This is a genomic window from Dactylosporangium sp. CS-047395, from assembly GCF_050942185.1.
GTDB lineage: Bacteria > Actinomycetota > Actinomycetes > Mycobacteriales > Micromonosporaceae > Dactylosporangium.
In genome coordinates this window covers 2,711,431-2,737,180 of record NZ_CP192015.1, presented here as the reverse complement: position 1 = coordinate 2,737,180, position 25,750 = coordinate 2,711,431, and the positions used below count along the sequence as shown (strand labels likewise).

The 25,750-nt window shown below is 72.3% G+C and carries 25 protein-coding genes and 1 riboswitch; of the genes, 9 read left to right on the top strand and 16 right to left on the bottom strand.

The window, feature by feature from the left end; all coding sequences use genetic code 11:
• Positions 1-143: 143 nt before the first annotated feature.
• Together ACQP00_RS12770 and ACQP00_RS12765 are read right to left on the bottom strand one after the other, a co-directional pair.
• Positions 144-1,340, bottom strand: coding sequence for an ROK family protein (locus ACQP00_RS12770; RefSeq protein WP_433218544.1), 1,197 nt, complete (start codon positions 1,338-1,340; stop codon positions 144-146).
• Between the two features lie 99 nt (positions 1,341-1,439).
• A complete protein-coding gene (locus ACQP00_RS12765; RefSeq protein ID WP_433218542.1) occupies positions 1,440-2,525 on the bottom strand; it encodes a hypothetical protein in 1,086 nt (361 codons plus the stop codon).
• A gap of 121 nt (positions 2,526-2,646) precedes the next feature.
• Here ACQP00_RS12765 and ACQP00_RS12760 point away from each other — a divergent pair, with 121 nt between their 5' ends.
• Entirely contained in the window at positions 2,647-3,390 is a 744-nt protein-coding gene (locus ACQP00_RS12760; protein ID WP_433218540.1) for a LamG-like jellyroll fold domain-containing protein, read from the top strand.
• 3 nt (positions 3,391-3,393) lie between these two features.
• Here the strand turns inward: ACQP00_RS12760 and cobM are convergent, their stop codons facing one another.
• The 5 genes from cobM to ACQP00_RS12735 are packed head-to-tail and all read right to left on the bottom strand — an operon-like array spanning position 3,394 to position 9,688.
• Positions 3,394-4,137, bottom strand: coding sequence for a precorrin-4 C(11)-methyltransferase (cobM, locus tag ACQP00_RS12755; protein WP_433218539.1), 744 nt, complete (start codon positions 4,135-4,137; stop codon positions 3,394-3,396).
• Positions 4,134-5,642 carry a precorrin-6y C5,15-methyltransferase (decarboxylating) subunit CbiE gene (cbiE, locus tag ACQP00_RS12750; RefSeq protein ID WP_433218537.1) on the bottom strand — a complete coding sequence of 503 codons (1,509 nt, stop codon included), beginning with the start codon at positions 5,640-5,642 and terminating at the stop codon, positions 4,134-4,136. Before cbiE ends, cobM begins: the two co-directional genes overlap by 4 nt.
• Positions 5,630-6,961 (bottom strand): cobyrinate a,c-diamide synthase, encoded by a 1,332-nt coding sequence (locus ACQP00_RS12745; protein ID WP_433218535.1) that lies wholly within the window; start codon positions 6,959-6,961, stop codon positions 5,630-5,632. Before ACQP00_RS12745 ends, cbiE begins: the two co-directional genes overlap by 13 nt.
• Positions 6,955-7,557 (bottom strand): cob(I)yrinic acid a,c-diamide adenosyltransferase, encoded by a 603-nt coding sequence (gene cobO, locus ACQP00_RS12740; RefSeq protein ID WP_433218533.1) that lies wholly within the window; start codon positions 7,555-7,557, stop codon positions 6,955-6,957. The genes ACQP00_RS12745 and cobO overlap by 7 nt, the downstream gene beginning before the upstream one ends.
• Positions 7,558-7,561: 4 nt before the next feature.
• Positions 7,562-9,688, bottom strand: a complete 2,127-nt coding sequence (locus ACQP00_RS12735; protein WP_433218531.1) for a VWA domain-containing protein — start codon at positions 9,686-9,688, stop codon at positions 7,562-7,564.
• Between the two features lie 59 nt (positions 9,689-9,747).
• A riboswitch (cobalamin riboswitch) is annotated at positions 9,748-9,873 on the bottom strand.
• A gap of 98 nt (positions 9,874-9,971) precedes the next feature.
• Between ACQP00_RS12735 and ACQP00_RS12730 the strand changes: the two genes are divergently transcribed.
• The 4 genes from ACQP00_RS12730 to ACQP00_RS12715 all read left to right on the top strand — a co-directional run bounded on the left by ACQP00_RS12730 (position 9,972) and on the right by ACQP00_RS12715 (position 13,000).
• Complete coding sequence (locus ACQP00_RS12730; RefSeq protein WP_433218529.1) at positions 9,972-10,838, top strand: hypothetical protein; 867 nt, start codon at positions 9,972-9,974, stop codon at positions 10,836-10,838.
• Positions 10,839-10,905: 67 nt separating this feature from the next.
• A complete protein-coding gene (locus tag ACQP00_RS12725) occupies positions 10,906-11,691 on the top strand; it encodes a hypothetical protein (RefSeq protein WP_433218527.1) in 786 nt (261 codons plus the stop codon).
• A gap of 76 nt (positions 11,692-11,767) precedes the next feature.
• Complete coding sequence (locus ACQP00_RS12720) at positions 11,768-12,148, top strand: hypothetical protein (protein ID WP_433218525.1); 381 nt, start codon at positions 11,768-11,770, stop codon at positions 12,146-12,148.
• Positions 12,149-12,379: 231 nt separating this feature from the next.
• Entirely contained in the window at positions 12,380-13,000 is a 621-nt protein-coding gene (locus tag ACQP00_RS12715; protein ID WP_433218523.1) for a hypothetical protein, read from the top strand.
• Here ACQP00_RS12715 and ACQP00_RS12710 read toward each other — a convergent pair.
• The 5 genes from ACQP00_RS12710 to ACQP00_RS12690 form a co-directional block, all read right to left on the bottom strand.
• A complete protein-coding gene (locus ACQP00_RS12710; RefSeq protein ID WP_433218522.1) occupies positions 12,997-14,115 on the bottom strand; it encodes a hypothetical protein in 1,119 nt (372 codons plus the stop codon). The two genes, ACQP00_RS12715 and ACQP00_RS12710, sit on opposite strands and share 4 nt — an antisense overlap.
• Positions 14,116-14,269: 154 nt before the next feature.
• The gene (locus ACQP00_RS12705) at positions 14,270-14,740 is read right to left on the bottom strand and encodes a hypothetical protein (protein WP_433218520.1); all 471 of its coding nucleotides are present in this window, start codon (positions 14,738-14,740) and stop codon (positions 14,270-14,272) included.
• 116 nt (positions 14,741-14,856) lie between these two features.
• A complete protein-coding gene (locus ACQP00_RS12700; protein ID WP_433218518.1) occupies positions 14,857-15,621 on the bottom strand; it encodes a phosphodiesterase in 765 nt (254 codons plus the stop codon).
• Positions 15,622-15,699: 78 nt separating this feature from the next.
• A complete protein-coding gene (locus ACQP00_RS12695) occupies positions 15,700-17,268 on the bottom strand; it encodes an MDR family MFS transporter (protein ID WP_433218516.1) in 1,569 nt (522 codons plus the stop codon).
• Positions 17,265-17,723, bottom strand: coding sequence for a MarR family winged helix-turn-helix transcriptional regulator (locus tag ACQP00_RS12690; protein ID WP_433218514.1), 459 nt, complete (start codon positions 17,721-17,723; stop codon positions 17,265-17,267). Before ACQP00_RS12690 ends, ACQP00_RS12695 begins: the two co-directional genes overlap by 4 nt.
• Positions 17,724-17,814: 91 nt before the next feature.
• On the opposite strand from ACQP00_RS12690, the gene ACQP00_RS12685 reads away from it, so the two are divergent.
• Positions 17,815-18,399, top strand: a complete 585-nt coding sequence (locus ACQP00_RS12685) for a TetR/AcrR family transcriptional regulator (protein ID WP_433218512.1) — start codon at positions 17,815-17,817, stop codon at positions 18,397-18,399.
• Between the two features lie 10 nt (positions 18,400-18,409).
• Here ACQP00_RS12685 and ACQP00_RS12680 read toward each other — a convergent pair whose 3' ends face one another.
• Both ACQP00_RS12680 and ACQP00_RS12675 read right to left on the bottom strand, forming a co-directional pair.
• Positions 18,410-19,024, bottom strand: a complete 615-nt coding sequence (locus ACQP00_RS12680) for a hypothetical protein (protein ID WP_433218510.1) — start codon at positions 19,022-19,024, stop codon at positions 18,410-18,412.
• Between the two features lie 296 nt (positions 19,025-19,320).
• Positions 19,321-19,608, bottom strand: a complete 288-nt coding sequence (locus tag ACQP00_RS12675) for a hypothetical protein (RefSeq protein WP_433218509.1) — start codon at positions 19,606-19,608, stop codon at positions 19,321-19,323.
• A 111-nt stretch (positions 19,609-19,719) separates the two neighbouring features.
• On the opposite strand from ACQP00_RS12675, the gene zwf reads away from it, so the two are divergent.
• Positions 19,720-21,111 (top strand): glucose-6-phosphate dehydrogenase, encoded by a 1,392-nt coding sequence (gene zwf, locus ACQP00_RS12670; RefSeq protein ID WP_433218507.1) that lies wholly within the window; start codon positions 19,720-19,722, stop codon positions 21,109-21,111.
• Positions 21,112-21,118: 7 nt separating this feature from the next.
• Here zwf and ACQP00_RS12665 read toward each other — a convergent pair whose 3' ends face one another.
• Positions 21,119-23,662, bottom strand: coding sequence for a putative bifunctional diguanylate cyclase/phosphodiesterase (locus ACQP00_RS12665; RefSeq protein WP_433218505.1), 2,544 nt, complete (start codon positions 23,660-23,662; stop codon positions 21,119-21,121).
• A gap of 155 nt (positions 23,663-23,817) precedes the next feature.
• Between ACQP00_RS12665 and ACQP00_RS12660 the strand changes: the two genes are divergently transcribed.
• Both ACQP00_RS12660 and ACQP00_RS12655 read left to right on the top strand, forming a co-directional pair.
• Positions 23,818-24,360, top strand: coding sequence for an RNA polymerase sigma factor (locus ACQP00_RS12660; protein ID WP_433218503.1), 543 nt, complete (start codon positions 23,818-23,820; stop codon positions 24,358-24,360).
• Entirely contained in the window at positions 24,347-25,096 is a 750-nt protein-coding gene (locus ACQP00_RS12655; RefSeq protein ID WP_433218501.1) for a hypothetical protein, read from the top strand. Before ACQP00_RS12660 ends, ACQP00_RS12655 begins: the two co-directional genes overlap by 14 nt.
• Here ACQP00_RS12655 and ACQP00_RS12650 read toward each other — a convergent pair.
• Positions 25,093-25,746, bottom strand: coding sequence for a response regulator (locus tag ACQP00_RS12650; protein WP_433218499.1), 654 nt, complete (start codon positions 25,744-25,746; stop codon positions 25,093-25,095). The two genes, ACQP00_RS12655 and ACQP00_RS12650, sit on opposite strands and share 4 nt — an antisense overlap.
• Positions 25,747-25,750 lie beyond the last annotated feature (4 nt).

The window sequence follows — 25,750 nt, the reverse complement described above, 5'->3', positions numbered from 1 at the left end:
GCTATGACCGGAAACATCACGCGTCAATAAAAGAGGCAAAAAAAGGGGTGCCATTAAGGACCGCTTAGGGCTGGCCACCGCCCGTGAACAGGGCGTGGCGCAGGGGATGCTTTGTTTCAGCGCTGCCGTGCGGTGTTTCAGGTTCAGAGCCGCGAGGCGCGGCGCAGGATCTCCGCCATCGGCAGGGTGGCCGCGCCGAAGGCGACCGCGTCCGGGCCGAGCTCGCACAGCTCGATCGAGACCTGGCCGAACGGGTGCTCAAGGGCCTGCTCGCGGGCGGCTTCCCGGATGCGGTCGAGCACGCGGGCGCCGAGGGCCACGCCGGCCCAGCCGCCGAGCACGACCTTCTCCGGGTTGAAGAGGTTGACCAGGTTGCCGATGCCCGCGCCGAGCATGCCGGCCGTCTCGGCCAGGGTCTCCGCCGCGGCCGGGGTGTCCGCCGCGAGCAGGGCGGCGACGTCCGCGACCTCGCCGTCGGCGGCGGGCGTGGCGGGGTCCAGGGTGCGGTACCGCTCCAGGATGCCCTCGGCGCCCACGTAGGCCTCCAGGCAGCCGCGGGCGCCGCAGCGGCACTGCCGGCCGCCGTAGACGACCGTGGTGTGGCCCCACTCGCCAGCGCTGCTGCTGGCCCCGCGGTACACGGTGCCGTTGGTGATGACGGCCGCCCCGACGCCCGAACCGACCAGCACGATGACGGCGTTGCCGGCGCCCCGGCCGGCCCCGAACCACATCTCGGCCTGGCCCTGCGTCTTCGCCCCGTTCTCGACGAACAGCGGCGCGTCGATGCCCCGCTCGCGCAGCAGGTCGTGGAAGGAGACGCCGCGCCAGCCGAGCGTCGGGGCGTACACCCGGGGCGGGTCGGCTTGTTCGACGGTGCCGGGAACGCCGATGCCGATGCCGAGCACCTCGTCCGGGGCCGTGTCCTTGAGCACCGCGCGGATGCCGGCCTCGAGCTGCCCGGCGACGGCGGCCGGATCGGGGCGCGAGGAGGGCAGCGGCTCGTCGACCGTGGCCAGCCGGGCCATCGACAGATCGAACAGCTCGACCTTGACCCCGGTCTCGCCGACGTCCGCGCCGACCAGCCGCCCGAAGCCGGGGTTGACCCGCAGCAGCACGCGCGGGCGACCGCCGTCGGACTCGATCTGCCCGGCCTCGATGATCAGGTTCTCGTGCAGCAGCTCCGCGGTGACGCTGCTGGCCGTGGCCGCGCTGAGCCCGGTGATCCGGCTCAGGTCGTGGCGGCTCAGCGGGCCGCGGAAGAACAGCTCGGACAGCAGCGTGGAGCGGTTGCGACGGCGCATGTCGCGCGTCGTCGCGCGCTCGACCTCAATGCGCACCACCGCGGCTCCGACCTCCCCGTCAATCCGTCGGTGACGATCGTGTCACGCTCGCCGTTGGGCGTCGACACCGGATGGCCTCAGCGCCGCCTCGCCCGTCTGTCAGCGCCGCCTGGCTCGTCTGGCCACCGCAGCTACCAGGCCGATTCCGACCACGACGAACGCGCCGGTGAGCAGCGCGACCTTGCCGCGGCGGTCGGGGCCCTCCGGTGCGGCGGCGCTTTCGCCGGGCTTGCTTCCGGTGTTCTGCCCGGGCTTGTTTCCGGTGGTGTTCGCGGGTGTGGGCGACGGGCTCGGCTTGGGGCGGTCCACGGTGTAGCGCAGGATGCTGACCGGGCCGGCCTGGTCGGAGACGGTGAGGAAGTCCTTGCCGTCCGGCGTGTAGGCGATCGCCTCGCCCTGCGGCTCGTCCGGGAGCGGGGTCACCCGGGGCGTGCCGGTGGTGATCGCCTTGGCCACGTCGCCGTCGGGGACGTCGAACTCGTAGGCGTCGGCGTACGTGCGCACGACCGCCTCCGTCCCGTCGGGCGAGGCGGCCGCCCCGGTGACGAAGCCGTCGCCGAGGAAGCCGAACGGGTTGCTCGTGCCGCTGTGGGTGGCCGTGAACCGTCCGATGCTGGTGAGCGGGGCCCCCTCGGCGTTGTCGGTCGGCAGCGGGGTGTCCAGCCGGAACACGTCGCCGCTGGGGTCCTTGGTGACGATGACGGGCCGGCCCTGCCCGTCGATCAGCAGGGCCTCCGCGTCGCGCGGGGTGCCGTCGGGGTACCGCAGCCGATGGATCTTCAGGCTTTTCGCCCCGGGCGCGAGCGTCCACAGCGCGATGGTGTCCCGGCGCTTGCCGGAGCCGCCGGTCAGCGGGCTGTTGTCGCCGATGTCGGCGATCCAGACCGTCCCGTCCCGGCCGACGGCGAGGTCTTCGGGGTCGCGGGCCGTCGTCGGGTACCCCACGCTGCGGGTCACCTTGCAGTCCGGCCCGAGGAAGAACAGGCGGGTCTTGCGCGGCTCGGGGTTCGAGTCGTTTTCCACGAGGTACCCGCCGCCGGGCAGCGCGGCCAGCCCCGACACCTCGGTGACGGCCGGGTCGGTGATCCGGCAGACCTCGGCCGGGCTCGCCGACTCCCGCGCGAACGCCGCGCCGGGTGGGCCGAGCACGAGGGCGACGACCGCCACGATCATCGCCCACCGCATCCCCACAGTCTTGCAGAGCCGCGTTCGGGTGACGGCTTGTCGTCCGAACGGTTGCATACTGTAACCGACACGATGGTGGGATTGCGTGTTTGCGAGCCGGTAAATATGGCACATTTCGGACATGAGGACATGGGGGACTCTCGCGGCGACGACGCTGGCCGGCGCCGTGGCACTGCTCGGCACGGCCTCGCCGACCACCGCCAGTGCCACGGAGGGCGCGGCCGGACCGGTGATCATCGCCCAGTACACCTTCGACGCGATCAATCCGGGCGGGACGATCGGCGACGCGTCGGGCCGCGGCCACACCCTGACGCCGTTCGCCATCCACGGCGGCAAGGTCAAGCTCTCGGCCCGCGACGCCGGCCGGGCCGCGGCGTTCCCGGCCAAGTGCACCGGCCGCAAGTGCCCGCACGCCGTCCTGCAGGCCCCGAACGCCCCGGAGCTGAATCCGGGCGCCGGCCCGATCCGCTACGGCGCCACGGTCAAACTGGGCAAGGGCCAGACCGGTTCGGGTGAGAACATCCTGCAGAAGGGCTACTCCGCCGCCGGCGGCCAGTACAAACTGCAGGTCGACGGCCGCGCCGGCCGCCCAAGCTGCGTCCTGTCCGACAACGTCGTGCGCGGCATCCACGTAGCCCAGTCCGACGTCTCGATCGCCGACGGCGGCTGGCACAAACTCGAATGCCGCCGCGCGGGCGCGACCCTGACCCTCCTGGTCGACGACGCCGTCCACGCCACCTCAGCCATCCCGGCCGGGCTCGCCATCAGCAACACGGTGCCCCTGAGCATCGGCGGCAAGGGCGGCGGCAACGACAACGACCAGTTCCACGGCACCCTGGACGACGTCTGGATCGCGCTCGGCTGACGGTCAGGCGCGGTGCCGGCTCGCCGAGTACAGGTGGCTGTCCGGGAACTCGGCCGCGGTCAGCACCGAGCCCACGACGATGACCGCGGTGCGCTTGATGCCCGCCGCCCGCACCTGATCCGCGATGTCGGCCAAGGTGCCCCGCAGCACGATTTCGTCGGGCCGGCTGGCGTACGCGACCACCGCGGCCGGGCAGTCGGCGCCGTAATGCGAAGCCAGCTCCGGGGCGAGTTCCGCGATCCGCTGTACGGCCAGGTGCAGCACCAGCGTGGCCCGGCTCGCGGCCAGGGTGGCCAGGTCCTCGCGCGGCGGCATCGGCGTGGCCCGGGCGGCGGTGCGGGTCAGGATGACCGACTGGGCCACGCCGGGGACGGTCAGTTCGCGGCCCAGAGCAGCCGCCGCCGCCGCGAAGGCGGGCACGCCCGGCACGATCTCGTACGGGATGCCCGCCGCGTCCAGGCGGCGCAGCTGCTCGGCCATGGCGCTGAAGACCGAGGGGTCGCCGGAGTGCAGGCGGGCCACGTCCAGCCCCTGTTCGTGGGCCGCGACCAGCTCCGCCAGAATCTGGTCCAGGTCCAGGTCGGCGGTGTCGACGAGGCGGGCGCCGGCCGGGCAGTACGACAGCAGCTCGACCGGGACCAGACTGCCCGCGTAGAGGCAGACCGGGGCGGCGGCGATGCGGTCGCGGCCGCGGACGGTGATGAGGTCGGGGGCGCCGGGGCCGGCGCCGATGAAGGACACGGTCATCGGTACACCGTCCACTGGGTCACGGGGAGCATGGGGCGCCAGGCCAGGAAGCCGCCGACGGGTGCGGCGCGGTTGACGGCGATGCGGGTGAGCTCCCCGCCGTGCCGGCTCTGCAGTTCGGCCACGAGCCGCTCGGATTCGATGGTGACGGCGTTGGCGACCAGCCTGCCGCCGGGGCGCAGGGCCGCCCAGCAGGCGTCGAACACGCCGGGCGCGGTCAGGCCACCGCCGATGAAGACGGCGTCGGGGGCGGGCCGGTCGGCGAGGGCCTCGGGGGCGGCCCCGACGACGATTTCCAGACCGGGCACGCCGAAGGTACGCGCGTTGCGTCCGATCCGCTCGGCCCGTTCGGCGTCCCGCTCGAAGGCGACGGCGCGGCAGGCGCGATGGGCGCGCATCCACTCGATGCCGATGCTGCCGGAGCCGGCGCCGACGTCCCAGAGCAGTTCGCCGGGGCGCGGGGCGAGGACGGCGAGTGTGACCGCGCGGATTTCGCGCTTGGTGAGCTGGCCGTCGCTGTCGTACCGCGCATCCTCGATCCCACCCGCCACCGCGATCCCGTCCCCGCCGCGGCACTCGACCGCCACGACGTTGAGCGGCCGGGCGTCGGCCGGGTCGTGATGGATGCGCTCGCCGGCGGTTCCCAGGTCCTCGAGGATGGTGACGGCGCTGCCGGCGAACCCGGTCTCGGCAAGGATGTCGCGGATTTCGAGCGGCGTCTGCCGACCGGCGGAGAGCACGAGCACCCGCCGTCCATTGTGGAGGTAGCGGCGCAGCAGCCCGGCGTCGCGGATCACCTCGGTGTCCTCGACCGCCCAGCCGAGCCGGGCGCAGGCCAGTGAAACCGACGACGGCTGCGGCACGACGCGCACATGCCCGGCGCCCAGCAGCCGCACCAGCGTGGTCCCGATCCCGTGCTGCATCGGGTCCCCGCTGGCGAGCACGCACACCCGCCGCCCGTACTGCTCGGCCAGCACCCGCGGCAGCGCCGGCACCAGCGGCGACGGCCACGCGATGCGCTCGAAACCGTTCGGGTCCGAAGGCAGCAGGTCGAGCTGCCGCGGCCCGCCGAACACCACCTCGGCCTCGCGAAGAGCCGCACGCCCGGCAGCGCTCAGCTCCCCGTCGGCCCCGATGCCCACCACGACGACATCGGGCGCGGCCGCGGCCACGGCGACCGTAGCGACCGCCGAAGATCGTTTCCCGACCAGCAGCACAGCGGCCGATGACGAACCAGCGGCGAGCAGGGCGGCCGCCTCAGCGACACTCGGCGTGCCGAGCGCGGAGGTCACGCGGGCGGACGGCGACGGAACAACCACTTCGTTCAGCGCCTCGGCGGCGAACGAGACGACACCACATCCTAGCTCCGCCGCCACCGCTTCCGCCAGCCCGCGCCGACCATCCACAGTAGACACGCAAGCGACCGGATCCAGCGTGGGCAACAACTCCAGCACGTCCGCGGCGACGGCCGTGGACCGCCCGCCGACACCCACTACGACACGCACGAAGCCACCAACCGCTGCGCGAACGACGGCTGCCCCGCCCAGTGCAGGTGCAGATAGGACGCGTGCACCGACCCGGCGACGAACCCGTCCCGCCCGTCCCGCCAAGCCCACGCCGGCGACGGACCCGAGCCCGGCGTCACCCGGGTGCGATGGAACTCGTGCCCGGTGACCCTGGTTCCGGCCGGCGCCAGCACGCTGTCCGACAGGGCAACCGCATCCCGGTAGCCCAAGGTGAGCGAAGGAGTCATCGCCGCCGAGGCATCGAGCACCCCGCACATCGGCAGCCCGTCGAGCGACGAGCACAGCCACAACAATCCCGCGCACTCGGCCGCGATCGCACCCCCCGAGGCGGCGAGCTCGGCCACGGAGGCACGGAGACCGGCGTTGGCGGAGAGCTGCTCGGCGTACACCTCGGGGAACCCGCCCCCGACAACGAGCGCCCGCGTCCCGGACGGCAACGTCGTGTCCCGCAGCGGATCCACTGTGGACACCCGGGCACCCGCGGCGGTGAGCAGCTCCACGGTCTCGGCGTAGGAGAACGAGAACGCCGGCCCGCCCACCACCGCGACCACCGGCTCCCCCGCGACCGGCTCGGCCACGGCCGGCGACCACGGCACCGCGGGCAACGGCGGTGCCGACCGGGCCACCGCCGCCACCGCGTCCAGGTCCACGCTCGCTGCCACGAGGGAGGCCAGCGCGGCCACCGAGGCGGCCGCGTCCGACGAGCGCTCCACCACCGGCACCAGCCCGAGATGCCGCGACGGCGCGGCAACGGCGTCGTGGCGGCGCAGGATGCCGAGCACCGGCGTACCCACCTCGGCACACGCATCCCGCAGGATCTGCTCGTGCCGATCGGAGCCGACCCGGTTGAGGATCGCCCCCGCGATGTGAATGCCGGGCCCGAACGACCGGAACCCATGGATGAGCGCCGCGACCGACCGGGCCTGGGCGGTCGCATCCACCACGAGGATCACCGGCGCGCCCAGCAGCCGGGCCACGTGCGCCGTCGACCCGAACTCGCCGGCCCCGGTGCGCCCGTCGTACAGGCCCATGACGCCCTCGACGACGGCCAGGTCGGTGCCGGCCGAGCCGTGCGCGAACAGCGGCGCGACCAGCTCCTCCCCCACCAGGACCGGGTCGAGGTTGCGGCCCGGGCGGCCGGCGGCGAGCGCGTGGTACCCGGGGTCGATGTAGTCCGGCCCCACCTTGAACGGGGCGACCCGCATCCCGCGCGCGGCGAAGGCGGCGAGCAGGCCGGTCGCGACGGTCGTCTTGCCGTGGCCGGAGGCGGGCGCCGCGATGACGATCCGGGCTACCACTCGATGCCCTGCTGGCCTTTTCGCCCGGCGTCCATCGGGTGCTTGACCTTCGTCATGTCGGTGACCAGGTCCGCGATCTCGACCAGATCCGGGTGGGCGTCGCGGCCGGTGATGACCACGTGCTGGTTGCCGGGCCGCTCGCGCAGGGTCGCCACGACGTCGGCGATGTCCACCCAGCCCCACTTGATCGGGTACGTGAACTCGTCGAGCACGTAGAACCGGTACGCCTCCGCGGCCAGGTCGCGCTTGATCTGCTCCCAGCCCTCGGCCGCCTCGGCCGCGTGATCGCGCTCGGTGCCGGGCCGCTGGATCCAGGACCAGCCCTCGCCCATCTTGTGCCACACGACGCTGCCGCCCTTGCCGGTCTCCCCCAGGGCGCGCAGGGCGGACTCCTCGCCGACCCTCCACTTCGGACTCTTCACGAACTGGAACACGGCGATCGGCCAGCCGGCGCTCCAGGCCCGCAGCGCCATGCCGAACGCGGCGGTGGATTTTCCCTTACCCTGCCCCGTGTGTACGGCCAGCACGTGCTGCCGCCGCCGCTGGCGCGTGGTCAGCCCGTCGTCCGGGACGCTCTCGACTTTCCCTTGCGGCATGTTGTCAGGCTCCCAGGCTGCTCAGCGGGATACAGGAGGCCTCGAGCGCGGCGGCGAGCCGGCGGGCCAGATTCAAGCGAATGGGGCCGTTTTCACAGTCGACGACGACCGCGGGCACCCCGGCCAGCAGCGGCACCACGCTCAGCGGGTCGGGCCCGCTGGTCGAGCGCCCATCGGTGACCACCACGAGCAACGGCCGGCGGCGGGCGTCGCGGCGCCGCTCACCGTGCAGCACCCGCGCGGCCTGGCGCAGTCCGGCGGCCAGCGGCGTGCGGCCCCCGGTGCGCAGCTCGGCCAGGCGCACCACGCCGACCTCGTGGCTGGCGGTCGGCTCCAGCACCAGCGTGGCCTCGTGGCCGCGGAAGGAGACCATGCCGACCTTGTCCCGTCGCTGGTACGCGTCCCGCAGCAACGACAGCACGGCCGTCTTCACCACCGTCATCCGCTGCCGGGCGGCCATCGACCCGGAGGCGTCGACGACGAACAGGACCAGGTTCGCCTCGCGGCCGACCTTGACCGCCTCGCGCACGTCGCGGGCCTCGGCGCGGCTGGACCCGCGCAGCGCGGCGGCCCGGATCGTGTCGGGCACGTGGATGCTCGTCAGTTTCCCGCCGATCGGCGTGCGCGACCGGACCACCCGCCCGTGCCGCGAGAGGGCGGGCGAGCGCCGTCCCGCGTGCGAGCCCTGCTGCCGGTTCGCCCGTCCAGCAATGCTCAGCAATTTCGGCTTGTACGGCACGCCGGCGAACGCCATTTGCCCGGGCGACGCGACGCCGGTAGAACCCGGCGTGTCCGACATTTCCGATAAGTCAGACTCGCCCGGCGAGTCGGACTTATAGGACAGCGAACCACCGTCACCCTCCTGCTCGACCGGCGGCCGCTGTTCGGGCGCGACCGGGGGCGGCGGGCCACCGCTCGAATCGGATGAATCCGACATTTCCGAAATGTCGGAAGGGCCGGGAGGAACCGGATCGTCATCGGGCGGCGGCGGCGGCCCACCATCGGCCGGCGGATCGTCGTCGTCCGGCCCGGCCTCCTGGTCAAGCACCTCCTCGAGCCGATCCCGATCGGCCCCCGGCGGATCGAGCGGGTCCCGCCGCCGCCGGTGCGGCAGCGCCAGCCGCGCCGCGTCCCGCACGTCCTCCCTGGTCACGATCGACCGCCCGTGCCAGGCCGCCAGCGCCACCGCCGTCCGCGCGACGACGATGTCGGCCCGGAGCCCGTCCACGCGGTACGCGAGACAGATCCGAGCGATCCGATCCAGCTCAGCGTCGGGAAGGGCCACCGCGCCCAGCCGGGACCGCGCCGCCACGATCCGCTCGGCGAGGGCGGCGTCCTCGGCCACGTAGCGGGTGGCGAACGCGGCCGGATCGGCCTCGTAGGACAGCCGCCGCCGCACCACCTCGGCCCGCGGCGGGGCCTCCTGCGGCGCCGTCACCCCCACGACCAGCCCGAACCGGTCGACGAGCTGCGGCCGCGGCTCGCCCTCCTCCGGGTTCATGGTCCCGACCAGCAGGAACCGGGCCGCGTGCTTGACCGACACGCCGTCCCGCTCGACGTGCGCCCGCCCCATCGCCGCCGCGTCCAGCAGCAGGTCGACCAGGTGATCGGGCAGCAGGTTGACCTCGTCGACGTACAGCACGCCCCGGTGCGCCGCCGCCAGCAGCCCCGGTTCGTACGCCTTGACCCCGTCCCCCAGCGCCCGCTGCAGGTCCAGCGTGCCGACCACCCGGTCCTCGGTCGCCCCGACGGGCAGCTCGACCAGGGCGGAGCGGCGCACCTCGAACCCGACGGTGACCGGCGACTCCTCCAGCAGCTCGAACCCGGCGTCGCGCACCGGCAGGCCGTCGGCGGCGTCGAGGGTCGGCGCGGCGAGCAGCGTGTCGACGGTGTGCGGGCCGTCCGGGCACTCCGGGTCGGGCGCGGCCGGGTCGCAGGCGAACCGGCAGCCGGCCACCACCGGCACCTCGGGCAGCAGCGCGGCGAGGGCCCGCACGACGGTGGACTTGGCGGTGCCCTTCTCGCCGCGGACGAGCACTCCCCCGATGGCCGGCGAAACGGCGGTGAGCAGCAGCGCAAGGCGCAGATCGGGCAGGCCGACGACGGCCGAGAACGGGTACGGCGGGGTCACGGGCACTCTTTCCCTTCGGCGGGTCCGCGCCCGCGAGGTGACGTCTGATCGGCGGCCGGAGTCTCCTGACTGCCGGATCGCCGCCGCCCCCCGACCTTCCGGCCGAAGCCGGCCGTGGTCCGTGCGCTGAGGGACGCCTCCCCGGTCACAGTGGCGGGACCGTCCCGGATTCGCACCGGGTTCCTCCACATACCGCTCCGCAATCGTGTCCCACCGGCACCGGAACGTCAACGTGGCGCGGTGTGACCCTCACAATCCGCAGGCGGCGGCCGATGGGACGGGTATGCGGCGCGTGGTGGATCCGGCCGCCCAGGCGGTGCTGTGCGTGCTCCTCGTGGCGATCGCGCTGATCGCCGCCACGCCCCTGCGCCTGCCCGGCCTCGCCCCGGAGACCTACGTGGCCCCGCCGGGCACGCGGGCGATGTGGCTGTGGAAGCACGAGGAGCCGCAGCCGGTCGTCGACTGGGCCGCCGCCAACGGGGTGCGCGCGCTGTTCGTCTACTACGACCCGACGGCCGGCACCACCGAGCTCGAGCGGCTCAAGGAGCTGTGCGACGAGGCCGGGATCATGCTCGACGCCCTCGGCGGGGAGCCGTCCTGGACGACCGATCACGCGACCGCGCTCGCCTGGGCCCGGGGCGCCGCGGCGACGGGCCTTTTCCACGGGTTGCACCTGGACGTGGAGCCCTACCTGCTTCCGGCTTGGGAGAAGGACCAGGCTTCTCTGGTACCGGACTATCTCTCGCTTCTGGATCAGACGATCGCGGCGACCGATCTTCCGCTCGAGCTCGACGTGCCGTTCTGGCTGCCCACGGTGGCCGTCTCCGGCGGCGGGAGCCTCGCCGACGCGGTCCTGGCCCGGGTCGCCGGCGTCACGGTGATGAGCTACCGCAACACCGCCACCGGCACCAACTCGATCGTCGGGGTCGCCGCCGACCTGCTGAACCGGGCCGCGTCGCTGGCCAAGCCGGTCCGGCTGGGCGCCGAGACGCAGGCCCTGGGCGACTGCGCGTACTGCAGCTTCCACGGCGACACGGCCTCCCAGCTGCAGCAAACCCTGCGCGCCGTCGACACCGCCGCCCAGCGCTATCCGGCGTTCGCGGGAATCGCGGTGCACCAGTACGACTCCTGGATAGCGCTCACCGGCTAGCTCAACCCGCCCCTTCCGCCGCCGATCAGCTCGTCGACACCAGTCATCTTGGGAAGGACCCCATCCGATGCGCCGTTCAGCCTCCATCGCCCTCGCCTGCGCCGCCGGTGCGGCCGCCATCCTCCCCGCGGCGGCCCCCGCCTCCGCCGCGACGACCGACCTCGGGCTGGTCATTCCGGTGCTCGCGCCGATGCTGCCCGGCCAGACGGGCTGGGTGGGCACGATGTGGGCGGCCACGGACGACGTCTGCAACGTCAAGGTCACGGCGAGCGGCACCGGCGTCACGGTGAAGTACCCGACGAACACCGCCACCTACAGCTCGCTGTCCAAGGGCGACTCGCTCAACCAGGGCCAGGTCGACTACGCCGCGTTCCAGGTCACCATGAAGACGGACACGCTGCTGGCGCTGGTACCGCTGACGCTCAACTACTCCTACACGGTCAAGGCCGACGGGGCGACCTCCTGCACCGGCACCGCGAAGACCGGCTCGACCACGGCGACCCTGCCGGTCGTGGCGGTCAGCGGCGACGCCGTGGTGCAGAAGACCACGACGGTGACCGTGCCCAAGGCCACCCCGGTCTGGCAGCAGGTCGTCTTCCAGTCGCGCAAGAGCGGCGTGGACAACCTGCAGATCTCGGTCTCCGGCGGCCCCTCCGGGCTCGTCGTGTCGTACCCGGCCGACCGCACCTACACCCAGCTGAACAAGGGCGCGGGCCTGGCCGTCGGCACCGACGACTTCGCCGCGGTCAAGTTCGACGCGACGAACGTCGCCGCCGGCACCTACAAGCTCACGGTCAAGCTCTCCTACGGCACCACGACCGACTCGAACGACCTGACGCTCGTCGTCGCGTAACGGCCCCGGGCCGGCCGGCACCCCCACAAGGTGCCGACCGGCCCGCCGTGCTTTTCCACAGAGAGGTGGGAACTTCGTGATCCGCTCCCGTGCCCTGCTCGCCGCGGCCGTCCTGGCCCTGGCGGCGGGCCTTTCCGCGTGCGGCAACTCCTCCGACAACGCCGAGGACAACACCACGCAGCAGATGACGGCCCCGAAGCCCACGGCATCGGCGTCACTGACCGCGGACCGCCGCGAGACCATTTTCCTCGACGCCACCGCGGCGCACCTGTGCTCGGTGCAGTCGCAGGTCTACACGGACCCGTCGGCAATGGCCTCGGCGTACGCGTCGCGCCCGATCTACACCGACCTCAGCACCGACCAGGTCGAGACGTTCCAGCAGCGGGTCATCAGCGACGCCGCCTTCGCCGATCGCCTGACGCAGCGCATTCAAGCCACCTGCGGTACCGCCAAGTAGCCCGCGGACAAATGAGAGCCCGGCGGCAACGGGGGCGCCGCCGGGCTGGCTCAGTTATATGTGTATCGAGAATGTTCTCGAGGTAGGTGGTGCGAGGGCCATGACCTTTTCCCGTGGCCCTTTCAAGTGGCGCTGAGGAAATGATGCGCGACGACACTTGGCGGAGACTTGGCAGCCACTTGCGCCGAGGTGTCACCCAGCCGACAGGTGCCCTGCCGTAGCCTTCCCGCCGTGAGCCGCGACGAACTCGACCTCGATGCGCTGGCGGTCGAACCGGTCGTGCCGGCCGACCGACGCCGCGCCGCGCTCTGGGCCGCGGGCATCGCCGCGAGCGCCATCGCCGTACTGTTCCTGCTGCTCACGACCGACCTGGTGCTCGGCCGCCCGACCGCGCCGGGCGCCCTCACCGCCCCGGACGGCTTCGGGGAGTGGCGGGCCGACCCGCAATCGGCCGCCGTCGTGGCCGACCAGGTGCGGGCCGATCAGCAGTCGCTGGGCCTGACGCCGTTCAGCGCGGCCTACACCGACAACCGGGTCGGCCTCATCGTGGCCTGGGGCGGCACCGGGCCGACCGGCGGGCGGCCCGACGACGACGCGATGCTGCGAACCCTGCGCGAGCGGACCCAGCGAATGGTGCCCGACGTGCGGGCCGGCGCTCCCGCCGCCGCCGATCCCGGCGCCCACCGCGGCCGGGCGTCGTGCGCGCAGGCGGTCGATGCCGACCGGCAGTACACCATCTGCGGTTGGATCTTCGGCCGGACCGCCCTCGGCCTGCTCATCGTCGACGGCACCGACGCCGGCACCGACCCCGGCGCCAGGCTCCGCGAGGTGCTCGACCACCTGGTCCTTTAGGCCCTGTCCTGGAGCATCGCTTCCAGGTTGATGCGCTCGGCGGCGGCCGCGCGGACCTCCAGGGTCTCCAGCGGGTCGTCGCGCAGGTAGGCGAGGCGGCGCTCCAGCTTCTCGTCCAGCGGGACCCGGCGCACCGAGATCAGGCGCACGTCCGCCTCGCAGTCCCACAGGCCCTCGGTCAGGGCGCCCGCGCAGGCGTCCGGTTCCAGGGCCAGGCGGGCGCGCAGGTAGGCGGCGCGCTCGTACGAGTGCGGGCTGAACCACAGCGAGCGGATCCGCGGCAGCGCCTGCACGGCCGCGTCGCCGCCGACCCGGGCCAGGCCGTCGACCAGGCGGTCGTAGCCGCACAGGTCGTCCTCGCGCTTGTCCAGCCAGTCGAGGCCGGCCAGCAGGGCGGGGCCGTCGGACTCGTCGCCGCGCTCGGCCAGCACGCACAGGGCCGGCCAGTACTCCCCCGAGCCCGGATCGGCCGCCGCCCGCCGGGCCGCGGGCAGGGAGTCGAGGACCGGCTGGGCGGCGCAGTCGTCGTAGAGGTCGGCCGCGGACAGCAGCTCGCCGAGGCCGCGCAGCGGTTCCGGGCCGTGCGCAACGGCCTCGCGGATGCGCTCGTCGCGGCCGGCCCACTCGCCCCACGGGGCGCCGGGCGGCAGGTGCAGGGCGCGGCCGGCGCTGGTGAGCCGGTCGGCGGCCACCGGCAGCAGGTCGTCCCACCAGTTCGCGGGCCACGCGGCGGCGATGGTGCCGAGGGCCTCGCGCCAGTAGTGGCCGATCTGGACGTACCGGCGAAGGCTTTCGACCATGTCGTCGTTGCCCGCCCGGCCGAGGGCCTCGGCGACCCGCAGGACGTGCGTGAACTCGCCGGTCTCGTCGGTCGCGGCGAACAGCCGGGCCGCGATCGGGCCGATCGGCAGCTCCAGGTCGCGGACCAGGCGCGCGAGGTAGACCGCGCGGTCGTCCAGCGGGAGCCAGCGGTGGTCGCGGCGGATGCAGGCGTACACCAGCTCCGGCGCGGCCGGGTCCTGTCTGGCCCGCACCGCGCCCCGGCCGAGTCCACGCTGCAGCGCGCCGGCCCGGGTCCTGGTGGGCAGGTAGTGCCAGTCGTCGTCGAGGCTCATGGCGACCCAGTCTGCGTCGGTTCTTCGCGGAATGCCGCCCATTTCCGGCGGTTTAACTGCTTGACAACGGACACGTAAACGAAACGGCGCCGGTCAGCGGGGATCCCGCCGACCGGCGTCGTGAGCGCAATCTCACCGACCCGAGGGGCCGTCGTCACGCGCTGGCTTCGTCGATCTCGTTGTTGTTCGTCAGGCCGGAGCCCAGGAAGTTCTCGAACCGGGACGTGATGCTCTCCAGGCCGGAGGAGATCGACGCCGCGCCGAAGCCCGACTCACCGAAACCCGATTCGCCGAAGCCCGCCTCACCGAAGCCGGCGTCGGTGCCGTCGGCCGCGCCGAAGCCCGACTCGCCCACGCTCTCCTGGCCGTACGCCATGAGGGTGTGGTCCTCTTCGACCTCGGTGTGCTCGTAGTGCGTGTACTCGGTGATCTCGTAGTGGTTGCCCGCGGCGTCCGTGTACTCGATGTGCTTGAGGTTCTCGAACTCCTCGTGCTCGAAGCTGCGGTGGTCCTGCTCGAGGATGCCGTACTGGGACTGGTGGTCCAGCTCGGCTCCGTGGCCCTCGTGCACGGCCTCCAGGGAGGCGTGCTCCTGGCCCGCGTCGATGTCGCCGTACTCGCTCATGGGGGTGGTTCCTCTCGGTTCGCGTGAGGGGTGCGCTCAGGTACTGCATTCAAGGTACGGGCCACCGGCACACCTCAAATCCCGGAAACGTGCCACGCGGAATGGGCCAAAAGGGCTCAATAGCCGATCACTGGCGCACCCGTATGACTCACCTGCACCAGGTGCGTCACGCATTCACTGCCCTCCAGGCGGTGCAACAGGAAGCCGGAGGGCTCGGCGACGAACCCGACCGGGCGGTCCGGGCGCATGCCGAGGTCGACTTGACGGTACGTGCTGGGCGCCACGCTGAGGATCGTCCCGGCGAACCCGGCCGTCACGACCCGGTGCAGGTGCCCGGCCAGCACCCGGACGACGTGCGGGTGGCGGCGCACCACCTCGGCCAGCTCCGGCCCGTCGACGAGCCGGATGGCGTCCATGCCGGGGATGCCGACCCGCATCGGCGGGTGGTGCAGGCAGACGAAGGTCGGGACGCCGCCGTGCCGGCCGAGGGTCTGGTCGAGCCATTCCAGCTGCTGGGGGCCCAGGATGCCGGCGTCGCCCAGCGCGGGTTCGAGGGAGTCGAGCACGACGACGTTGAAGCCGCTGTGCTCGGCGAGGCGGTGGGTCCGCTCCAGGCCGAACGCCGCCTGGAGCGTGGCCTTGCCGTCATGATTGCCCGGTACCAGATGGATCGGCACCGGGAAGCGCTCGATCAGCTCCTTGAGCACCTCGTACTCCGCCGAACGGCCGTGGTCGACGAGGTCGCCGGTGATGATCACGCAGTCGGGGCGCGGCTCCAGCGCGAGCACGCGGGTCAGGGCCCGGTAGAGGCCCATGGCCGGCTCCGCGGAAAGGGCGCCGGTGGTGATGTGCGGATCGCTGAGGTGCGCGATGAGCGGCATGCTGCGTTTATAACAGCGAAACGGGCCGGCACCAGGGGGTGTGCCGGCCCGCTTCGGGTCTTGTTCGATAACGGTTGGCTACCTGTTCGCGCCGACCGGCTCGTCCTCGGCCTTCTTGGCCGACAGGTCGAGCGTGCTGCGCAGCATCGCCGGCTTCATGAACACGGCCGCGATCACGCCCACCACCGCGATGGCCGCGGAGATCAGGAAGATGTGGCCGGTCGCGTCGCCGTACGCGGCCCGCACGATGTGCTGGAACGCGGGCGGCAGGGCGCCGAGGTTCAGGTTGCTGGTCTCGCCGCCGGCCGGGGCGGGCACGCCCGCCGCCGCCAGTGAGTCGGTGATGTTGCTGGTGACCCGCCGGGCCAGCACCGCGCCGAGGACCGACACGCCGATGGTGCCGCCGAGCGAGCGGAAGAACGCGACGGTCGCACTGGCGGCGCCGATGTCCTTCAGCTGTACCGTGTTCTGCACCGCCAGCACCAGGTTCTGCATCGACATGCCGACCCCGACGCCGACCAGCAGCATGCCCACGCTCACGTAGACCAGCGAGGTCTCGTGGTCGATGGTGGCCAGCAGCCCGAAGCCCGCGACCAGCACGATCGTGCCCGCGATGATGTACGGCTTGATCTTCCCGGTGCGGGTGATCAGCTGGCCGACCACGATCGAGGAGATCAGCACGCCGGCCATGAGCGGGATGGTCAGCAGGCCCGCCTCGGTCGGGGTGTAGCCGCGGCCGATCTGGAAGTACTGGCCGAGGAAGACGGCACCGCCGAACATCGCCATGCCGACCGCGAGGCTCGCGAGGATCGACAGGGCCGTGGTGCGCTCCTTGACGATGTTCAGCGGCACGACCGGCTCGGCGGCGCGCGACTCGACCCACACGGCGATCGCGAGCAGCACCACGCCGGCGCCGACCATGACCGCGGTCTGCCAGGACGCCCAGGCGAACGACCCGTCGACGAACGACACCCAGATCAGCAGCACGCTGACCCCGGCCGCGATGAGCGAGGCACCCGCGTAGTCGATCTTCACGTTGTCCCGGCGGATGGTGACCAGGTGCAGGGTCTTCTGCAGCACGATGAGCGCGATCACGGCCACCGGCACGCCGACGAAGAAGCACCAGCGCCAGCCCAGCCAGTCGGTGTCGACGATCACACCGCCGAGCAGCGGCCCACCCACGGTGGCAACCGCCATGACGCCGCCGAGGTACCCGTTGTAGCGCCCCCGCTCGCGCGGCGGGATCATCGCGGCGATGACCACCTGTACGAGGGCCTGCAGGCCGCCGACGCCGATGCCCTGGAAGGCGCGGGCGGCGATGAGCTCACCGGCGCTCTGCGAGATGCCGGCGAGCATCGAGCCCACCACGTAGATCAGGATCGAGATCTGGACCAGGACCTTCTTGCTGTACAGGTCGGCCAGTTTGCCCCAGATCGGGGTGGTCGCGGTCGCCGCCAGCAGCGTGGCCGTGACGACCCACGTGTACTGCGTCTGCGTACCGTTGAGCGCACCAATGATCTTCGGCAGCGCCGTCGAGACGATCGTCGAGCTGACCATCGCGACGAACAGCGCGAGCAGGAGGCCGCTGAGCGCCTCCAGCACTTGCCGATGGGTCATCGGCTCCTCGGTCTGGGTGGGATGACTCATCGTGTTGCCTCCAGGGTCTTGCTCTGTGCTGTGGTGGGATCGGTCGCGGCCAGGGACTGCGCGAATCGGCGCAGCAGGCCGGCCAGAAGTTCGGTGTCGGCGGGGGTCCAGTCCCGCAGGGTGGCGGCGAGCATCGCGGCGTACCACTCGTCGGCCTTTTTGAGCGCCGCGGTCCCCTCGTCGGTGAGCTCGAGGAAGCAGGCCCGCCCGTCGCGCGGGTCCGCGACCCGCCGCACGAGCCCGTCCTGCACCAGCCCGCTGACCGCCCGGCTGGTGGTCGACTGATCGAGCGCGCAGGCCGCGGCAAGGTCCTTGAGGTGCAGCTTCTCGTGCCGCTGGATCACGGCGAGCATGCCGCTGACCGCCGGCGCGTGCTCCTGATGCTGCTGCTTGAGGAGCCGCACGACCTTCATCAGCTCGCGCACCCCATCTCGCAGCGCCTCGACGTGCTCCACCGACCCTCCCGAATACTTGCCTGATACAAGCATCCAAAAAACTTGCCCAATGCGCAAGTTTGCCCACTGAGAACTAGGTAACATCGGCCGCGTGGGAACAGCAGGCCTGCGGGAACGCAAGAAGCAAGCCACCCGGATGGCCCTCCACGAGGCCGCGGTGACGTTGTCGATCTCGCACGGCCTGGACAAGGTCACCATCGAGGCGATCGCCGACGCCGCCGAGGTCTCCCGCCGCACCTTCTCGAACTACTTCACAAGCAAGGAAGAGGCCCTGCTGTACGGCGACCAGCAACGCGTCCTCCGCCTGGTCGAAACGGTCCGCGAACGCCCCCGCACGGAGGCACCCTGGGCGGCCCTGACCGCGGCCGCCCTGGAGTTCCAGCGCGACCTGGGCGCCCGCGACCCGCACTGGGTCACCCAGATCCGCCTGGTCCGCCGCCACCCGGCGCTGGCGGCACAGCAGGTGTCGACCTACGCCTCGATGGAGGACGAACTGACCGCCCAGGTGGCCTTGCGCTCCCGCGAGGCCGAACCGATGCAGGCCCGGCTGATGGCAGCGGCCTTCCTGGTCACGATGCGGGTCGCGGTACAGGAATGGCTGGACCGCCCGAAGGGCACCCCACTGTCCGACGTCATGCGCGAGTCCCTGGACAAAATGGCCGCCGCGTTCCGCTGAGCCACCGGGCCTAATGACAGTCGATCGTGAACGCCTTCCGCGCCGACTGCGCCCGGCTCGGCGCGGTGGTCTCGACCCAGAAGTCCACGACCTTGTGCGGGTGACCCGCGTCCATCGCCACGCCGACGATTTGCTCGAAGCTGATCGCCCCGTCTCTGGCGAGCCAGTAGCCCGGGAGGGCCGCCCCGTCACTGGTATGGACGATGAGATTCACCTTCTGCTCCGTGTTGAGGCTGAGGTGAACACTCCAGGTGACGTACACCTGAAACGGCGTGTCGGAGCAGCTGCCGGTGAACGAGCTCTTGGCCAACGTCACCGTCACACTGGTCACCGTCGCTGTGGTCGCCGCCGGCGTGGTCGCCTTGGTCGTGGCCGCTTTCGTCGCCGCCTTGGTCGTCCCGGCCGGCTTGACGTTCTTGGTCGCGTCCGGCGCGGCGGTCTCGGTCGCGGCCGGCGCCGGGGACACTTCACCACTCGGGGACGGCTCTGGACTGGCCGACGGCACCTCGACGGCGGCACTCGCACTGGCCGTCGCACCGGCCGCTGCCGTCTTGGTCGCATCGTCGTCGCAGGCGGCGACGGCCAGCAGCAAACCGGCCAGCACCAACACGAACGGCTTCCGCACGCGGCGGATCTTAGCGCCCGCGCCGACTGCTGGCCGCCTCTCCAGCGGCCGGCAACATCCGGCCGCCGGCGGCCGCGCCATCTCGGACGGCCGCCGGACTGCGGAAGTCCTGCTGGTCCGATGCGGTCTCTGAGAACGCCTCGACGACCGTTCTCCAGTCGAGTGACGGGTTGGCTGCGGCATCCCCGGCAAGTTCCGCGTCGTCGAGCAGGGCGGTGATCCGGTCGGAGGTAGACGCGGACAGCGGGCCATCGCCTTGCGGACGCGCTGGTGCGAGTCGGTGGTCAGGTGTTCGATCACCGCCGGATCAGCGTCGGGGTCGCGGGCAACGAGAAGCCGCACAACCGGATCAGCGTGATCGGCGAGGCGGGACAGACCGGGTTCCGGGAATTGCCCAGCTCCGCACCCAGCCAGCTCGTCGTGATCGGGTCGAGACTCCCCGCGCCGGCCGCGAAGGCGGTGACCGCCGGCACGACCGGGCCGGTGGGTGCGGCCGGTCGCGGCCCGGCGGCATGACGGCGCGGCAGGATCTGCCGGCGGCGGATCGACGCTTTCGACAGTTCGGCGAGCGACGTCGCAGTCACCGGTGCGGCGTGCTTCAAGGCGACCTCCTGTACTCGGTTCGGCCCTTAGTTGCTTGACGCGCTCCTGCTGTGCGGGTGGTTGGCGTTCAGGCGGCTGGGCATCATGACGGCGTGACCGCAGACCGCAAACGCGAGGCCGACGCGTTCGTCCTGTTCGGCATCACGGGCGATCTCGCCTACAAGATGCTGCTGCCGGCGTTGTACGCCATGGAGGCCCGCCGCGAGCTGAAGGTCCCAGTCATCGGCGTGGCAAGGACCGACCTCGATGCCGACGGGCTCGTGGCCCGGGCGCGTGCATCGCTCAAGGACGCCAAGGTCGAGGTGGACGACGCCGTGTTCAAGCGGCTCGCGAAGCGGCTGGTCCTGGTGGCCGGGTCGTTCGACGATCCGGACCTGTTCACCCGGGTGAAGGAGGCGCTCGGCGCCGCGCAGTTCCCCGCCTTCTACCTCGCGGTGCCGCCGAACCTCTTCGAGGTGGTGGCGGCCGGGCTGGACGCCGCCGGGCTGTCGGGCAGCTCGCGGCTGATCGTGGAGAAGCCGTACGGGCACGACCTGCGCAGCGCCCGCGAGCTGGATACCAAGATCAAGCAGTTCTACCCCGAGGACCGCATCTTCCGGGTCGATCATTTTCTGGGCAAGGACGCCGTGCAGAATCTCATGGTGTTCCGGTTCGCGAACACGTTGCTCGAGCCGCTGTGGAACAGCTCGTACGTCCGGACGATCCAGATCACGATGGCGGAGAACTTCGGGGTCGAGGACCGCGGCTCGTTCTACGATCCGGTCGGCGCGATCCGGGACGTCGTGCAGAACCACCTGCTGCAGGTGGTGGCGCTGCTGACGATGGAGCCGCCGGCCGACAGCGACCCCGATGCGCTGCTCGACGAGAAGCACAAGGTGCTCCGGTCGGCCCGCCCGATTCGCAAGCGCGACACGGTGCGCGGGCGTTACGTCGGGTACCCCGGGGTCAAGGGCGTGGCCCGCGGGTCGAGCACCGAGACGTTCGTGGCCACCACGATGTACATCGAGAACTGGCGCTGGCACAAAGTGCCGATCAGCATCCGGGCCGGCAAGGAGATGGCCGAGACGACGCTCGAGGTCGTCGTCGAGCTGCGCCGCCCGCCGGTCCTGCTGTTCACCGACGTCGACGGCCAGCCCGACCCGAACCTGATCCGTTTCCGGCTGGGGCCCGACGAGGAGATCTCGTTCGAGCTCTACGGGCGCGACCCCGCCGGCGGCGACAACCAGGTGCGCCAGATCCGGTTGAGCGGCGACCTCGACGAGCAGCTGGTGGGCGGCCGCAAGCCGTACGAGCACGTGTTCCTGGGCGCCCTGCGCGGCGACCCGGCGCAGTTCGGCCGGATGGACATCGTCGAGGAGAGCTGGCGGATCGTCGGGCCGATCCTCGACGATCCCGAGACCCCGGCCTCCTACGCGAAGGGATCGTGGGGCCCGGAGGACGCCGACAAGGTGGCGCTGTACAACCGCTGGCATCCGGTCGGCTGACCCGCCGTCACCAGGTGCGCTGGCGCACCAGGGCGGCCTCGATGCGTTCCGCCGGGGCCGGCTGGCCGTAGTAGTGGCCCTGGCCATAGCGGCACCCGGCCCTGCGCACCAGCTCCAGGTGCTCGCCCGCCTCCAGGCCGTGGGCGATCACCGTGACGCCCAAGCGGCGGCCCAGGTTCACGACCACGTCGATGATCGGGGCCACGCCGCCGCCCGGGGAGGCGGTGAACAGGGTGCGGTCCACCTTCAGCAGGTCGGTCGGCAAGCGCCGCAAGTGAGCCAGCGACGTCGCCCCGCTGCCGAAGCCGTCCAGGGCCGTGCGTACGCCGATTGCCCGTACCGTCGCCAAGGGTTCTGCCACCCGCTCCAGGTCGGTGCCCAGCTCGCGCTCCGCGAGTTCGATGATGAAGTCGCGGGGGTCGACCTGATGGCTGTCCAGGGCGAGGCTCAGCCGCGCCGGGAACGTCGGGGCCACGAAGTCGTCGAAGGCCACGTTGACCGAGATCCAGAGCCGGTACCCCTCGTGCTGCCACAAGGAGAGCTGGCGCGCCGCGCGGGCGAGGACCCAGTCGTTGATCGGGGCGGTCAGCCCCAGTTCCCGGGCGACGGTCAGCGTCTCGCGCGGGGGGATCGTGCCTAGGCGGGGGTGGCGCCAGCGCAGCAGCGCCTCGACGCCGATCGGGTGGCCCTCCACCAGGTCGTACACGGGGTGGAAGGCCAGGTCCAGCTCGCCCCGCTCGACCGCCTGGGGCAGGTGCTGTTCCAGGGTCGCGCGGCGGACGTACGCCTCCTCGGCCGCCTCGTCGTGCCACTCGACCTGGCCGCGACCGGTGCGTTTCGCGCGGCGCAGGGCCAGGTCGGCGCGGCGCAGGGAGTCCTCCGGTTCGCCGGCGACCGGGGCCAGGCCGATGCCCGCCGAGAGCTGGAGCACCGTTCCCGGCATCGGGTATGGCTCGCCCAGCTCGCCCAGCAGGCGGGTCGCCAGGGTGTAGGCGTGGACCTTGTCGACGCGGGTGAACACCGCGAACTCGTCGCCGTGCAGGCGGGCGGCCAGATCATCGGGGGCGATCGCGGCTCGGATGCGCGCGGCCACCGCCACCAGCAGGGCGTCGCCCACGTCGTTGCCGTGCAGGTCGTTGACGCCGGCGAAGCCGTCCAGGCCGACGGTGACCAGGAAGCCGGTGCCGCCGTCGAGTTCGCGCAGGAGGGTGCCGCGGTTGGCCAGGCCCGTCAGCGGGTCGGCGCGGGCGGCGCGTTCGAGGGTTCGTTCGAGTTCGAGCCGTTCGGCGGCGTCCCGCAGGTGCACCACCACGCCCTCGACCGACGGGTCGTCTCGAAGGTCGCTCACGGTGTACTCCACATGCCGCCAAACCCCGAACCCGTCGCAGATCCGGGTGCGGACCGGGGCCGGTGAGGAGCGTCCCGAAAGTGACCGGCGCACCGTGGCGACGTCGGCGGCGTGGACCAGGCGGACGAACGGGCGGCCGAGCACCTCCTGGTCGGACAGGCCGAACTGGCGCGCGGCGGCCGGGGACTGCCAGCGCACGGCCAGGTCCTTGCCCAGCACCAGGATCACGTCGCTGGAGCCGGCCACGATGGTGGCGAAGGCCTCGCGGGCGGCGCCGAGCTCGCCGCTGAAGCGCCGGGTGGCGAGCGCCTCCACGATCTCGCGCAGCACCACGACGAGGACGGCGGCCGCGCCCACGACCATCGCCGGCTGTCCGATCCGGCCGTGGCTCACCAGGGTGTAGAGGACCGCGGCGGCGCCGGCGAGCACCGGGGCGACCAGCAGCGGGTCGCCGATCAGGGTGCCGTCGATGACGCGCGGGCTCGACGTGTGGCCGTAGACGGAGCGGCAGGCGCCGGCCCAGACCAGTACCGAACCCAGGACGAGCAGTCCGCCGGCGGACAGCAGCCAGGCGTCGTGCCGCGCGGGCTCGGCCGGCAGCAGCGGGACGATGGCCAGGGCGAGCACGACCAGGGCCACGCCGCCGGCGGCGGTGAGGGCGGCGCCGCGCGGGAACGGGGCCCGGACGCCGCTGACCACCGCGACCGTGATGCCGGTGGTGGCCAGCAGGCAGGTGACGAAGACGGTGCGGCTCGGCGGGCCGGACTGGTCCAGGACCAGGACCAGCAGGGTCAGGAACTTCCAGAGGGCCACGCAGATGCCGTCGAGGCCGCGGCGCAGGGCGGCGGCCGGGCTCGCGGTGACGCCGGGCAGGGCGAGCAGGCCGGCCACGAGCAGCAGCGCGGCGGCGGGGCCGGCGAACGGGGCGGTGGGCGGCCAGGCGGCGCAGGCGGCCGCGGCGCCGAGGCCGGTGCCGAGCGCGGTCAGGCTCGCCGCGCTGGTGCCCTGGCCGGCCACCTTGAACAGCCAGACGGCGTGCAGCAGGCCGGAGGCGGCCGCGGCCACCAGCACGGCGGCAGGCACGGCCAGGCCGAGCGGGGGGCCGCCGAGCAGTACTGCGGCCGCGGCGGTCAGGGTCAGCGGCGCGGACGCCGTGAGCCACCGTTCGCGGGATCTGTGCGCTCCACCGACTCCTGGTCGCATGAGGGGTCCGTTCGTCCACCGGGGCACTTGACCCCGGTAACGAGACGGATCGACGGTGGTGACGCTGAGCGGTTGATCGTTCACTCGCGAGCAGTACCGTGTGGCCACTGGACGGAATCGGGGTCTGTCGGCTCTCTATAGACGTGATGCACGAAATGGGGACGGCACCGGCGGACTTCGCGGAGTTCTACCGGACCGAGGCGGCACGGGTGCAGCACGTCTTGTGCGCATTCGCGGGCCGGGAACTCAGTGCGGAGGCGACCGCGGAGGGTTTCGCGCGGATGCTGGAGCGCTGGGAGCGGCTGCGCGAGCTGGGGCCACCCCAGCGCCGCGCTTACGTGCTGACGACCGCCAAGAACTACGCGCGGCGGCGGGCCGAGGCGGAGTCGCGGTTCATCGGGCTGGACGACCGCCCGTGGACCGAGCCCGCCCACGACGACGAGGCCATCAGCCGGGTCGAGGACGCCCTCGGCCTGGAGGGGGCGGTGCGGCAGCTGATCGACTCGCTGCCGCCCAGGCGCCGGCAGGTGGCGCTGCTGTACTTCCTGCACGACGACGGCTACGCGGAGATCGCCGGCGCCCTCGAGATGAGCGAGTCGACCGTCCGCTCGCACGTCGCCGAGCTGCGCAAGGTGCTGCAGCCCTACGTGCGCCGATTCCAGCAGATCATGGAGGCGAGTGAGCATGGCCGAGCATGACGTGACGAGGGAGCTCGTGCAGCGGGCCTATGCGGACGAGCGGTTCGACGCCGACGCCGGCCTGGCCGAGGTGGTGCGGCGGGCCGGGCGCCCGCCGGTGGAGGACTCGGCGCGGGTCATCGAGCGCCGGCACACGGTGAACGTGAAGCGGCGCCGGCGGCTGGCGCTGATCGGCGTCTTCGTGGGCGTGGTCGGCGTGGTCCTGGCGGCCGCCGCGGCGGCGGGGGGCTTCGGCGGCAACCAGGGGCAGCCGGTCGGCACGGCCCCGTCGGTGCAGCTGTCGCGGCCGGCGGGCACGGACCCGTCGGCGCGCACCTGGCCGTCGGGCGGGCCGACGCCGACCATCAGCATGCCGGACGACCCGGGCGGGATCGCCCCCGTCGGCCTGCCCAGCCAGTGCGCCGTCGGCTGGACGCTGAAGTTCAAGGACGGCACGTTCACGGTGACCGACCGCGGCAGCAACTGCCCGCCGGTGGATCCGAACCGCATCTGGCTGCTCGACGACCACGCCAACGGCCTGATCTTCCCGGGCTCCGGCGAGGTGTACCCGACGGTCACGGCCGGCACCACGATCTCGCCGCCGTTCTCGTTCACCGTGCCGCAGATCCCGGCGCTGCAGCCCGGCCACGCCTACGAGCTGCTCTACCTGCCGGCGGGCGCCCACCCGACGGCTGGCCAGGACGCGTCCACGGGCGCCCGGGACGCCATGACCCTGTCGACGGCCGCACTGCCCTAGTGGCCCAGGCCGGCCTCGCGGGCGCGCACGATGGCCTCCGCGCGGTCGGCCACCCGCAGCTTGGCGAAGACGTTCGAGACGTTGTTGCGGACGGTCTTCTGGGACAGGAACAGCGCCTGGGCGATCTGGGCGTTCGAGCGACCGGCCGCGAGCAGCTCCAGGATCTCCCGCTCGCGGCCGGTGAGCTCCGGAAACGCGGAGCTCGCGGACGGGGGTCCGGCGGCGAAGAACTCGGCGATGCGCCTGGCGAGGGTGGCGCCGAAGACCGCGCCGCCGGACGCGACCGTGGTGATCGCCCGCACGATCTCCTCCTGCTCGGCGCCCTTGACGAGATAGCCGCGGGCCCCGGCGCGCACGGCCGCGAAGACGGTGCCGTCGTCCTCGGACATGGTCAGCACCACGACCCCGGTCTCGGGCGCGGCGGCCACGAGCCGCCGGGTGGCTTCGATCCCGTTCAGATCCGGCATTTGTACGTCCATGACGACGACATCCGGCGCCAGCGCGACGGCCCGCTCGACGGCCTCGACTCCGGTGGCCGCCGTACCGACGACCTCGATCCCGTCGACGGAACCGAGCAGGACGGCGAGCCCGTCGCGGAAGATCGGGTGGTCGTCGGCGACGAGCACCCGGATCGCGCGGTCGTTGGTCATGTCG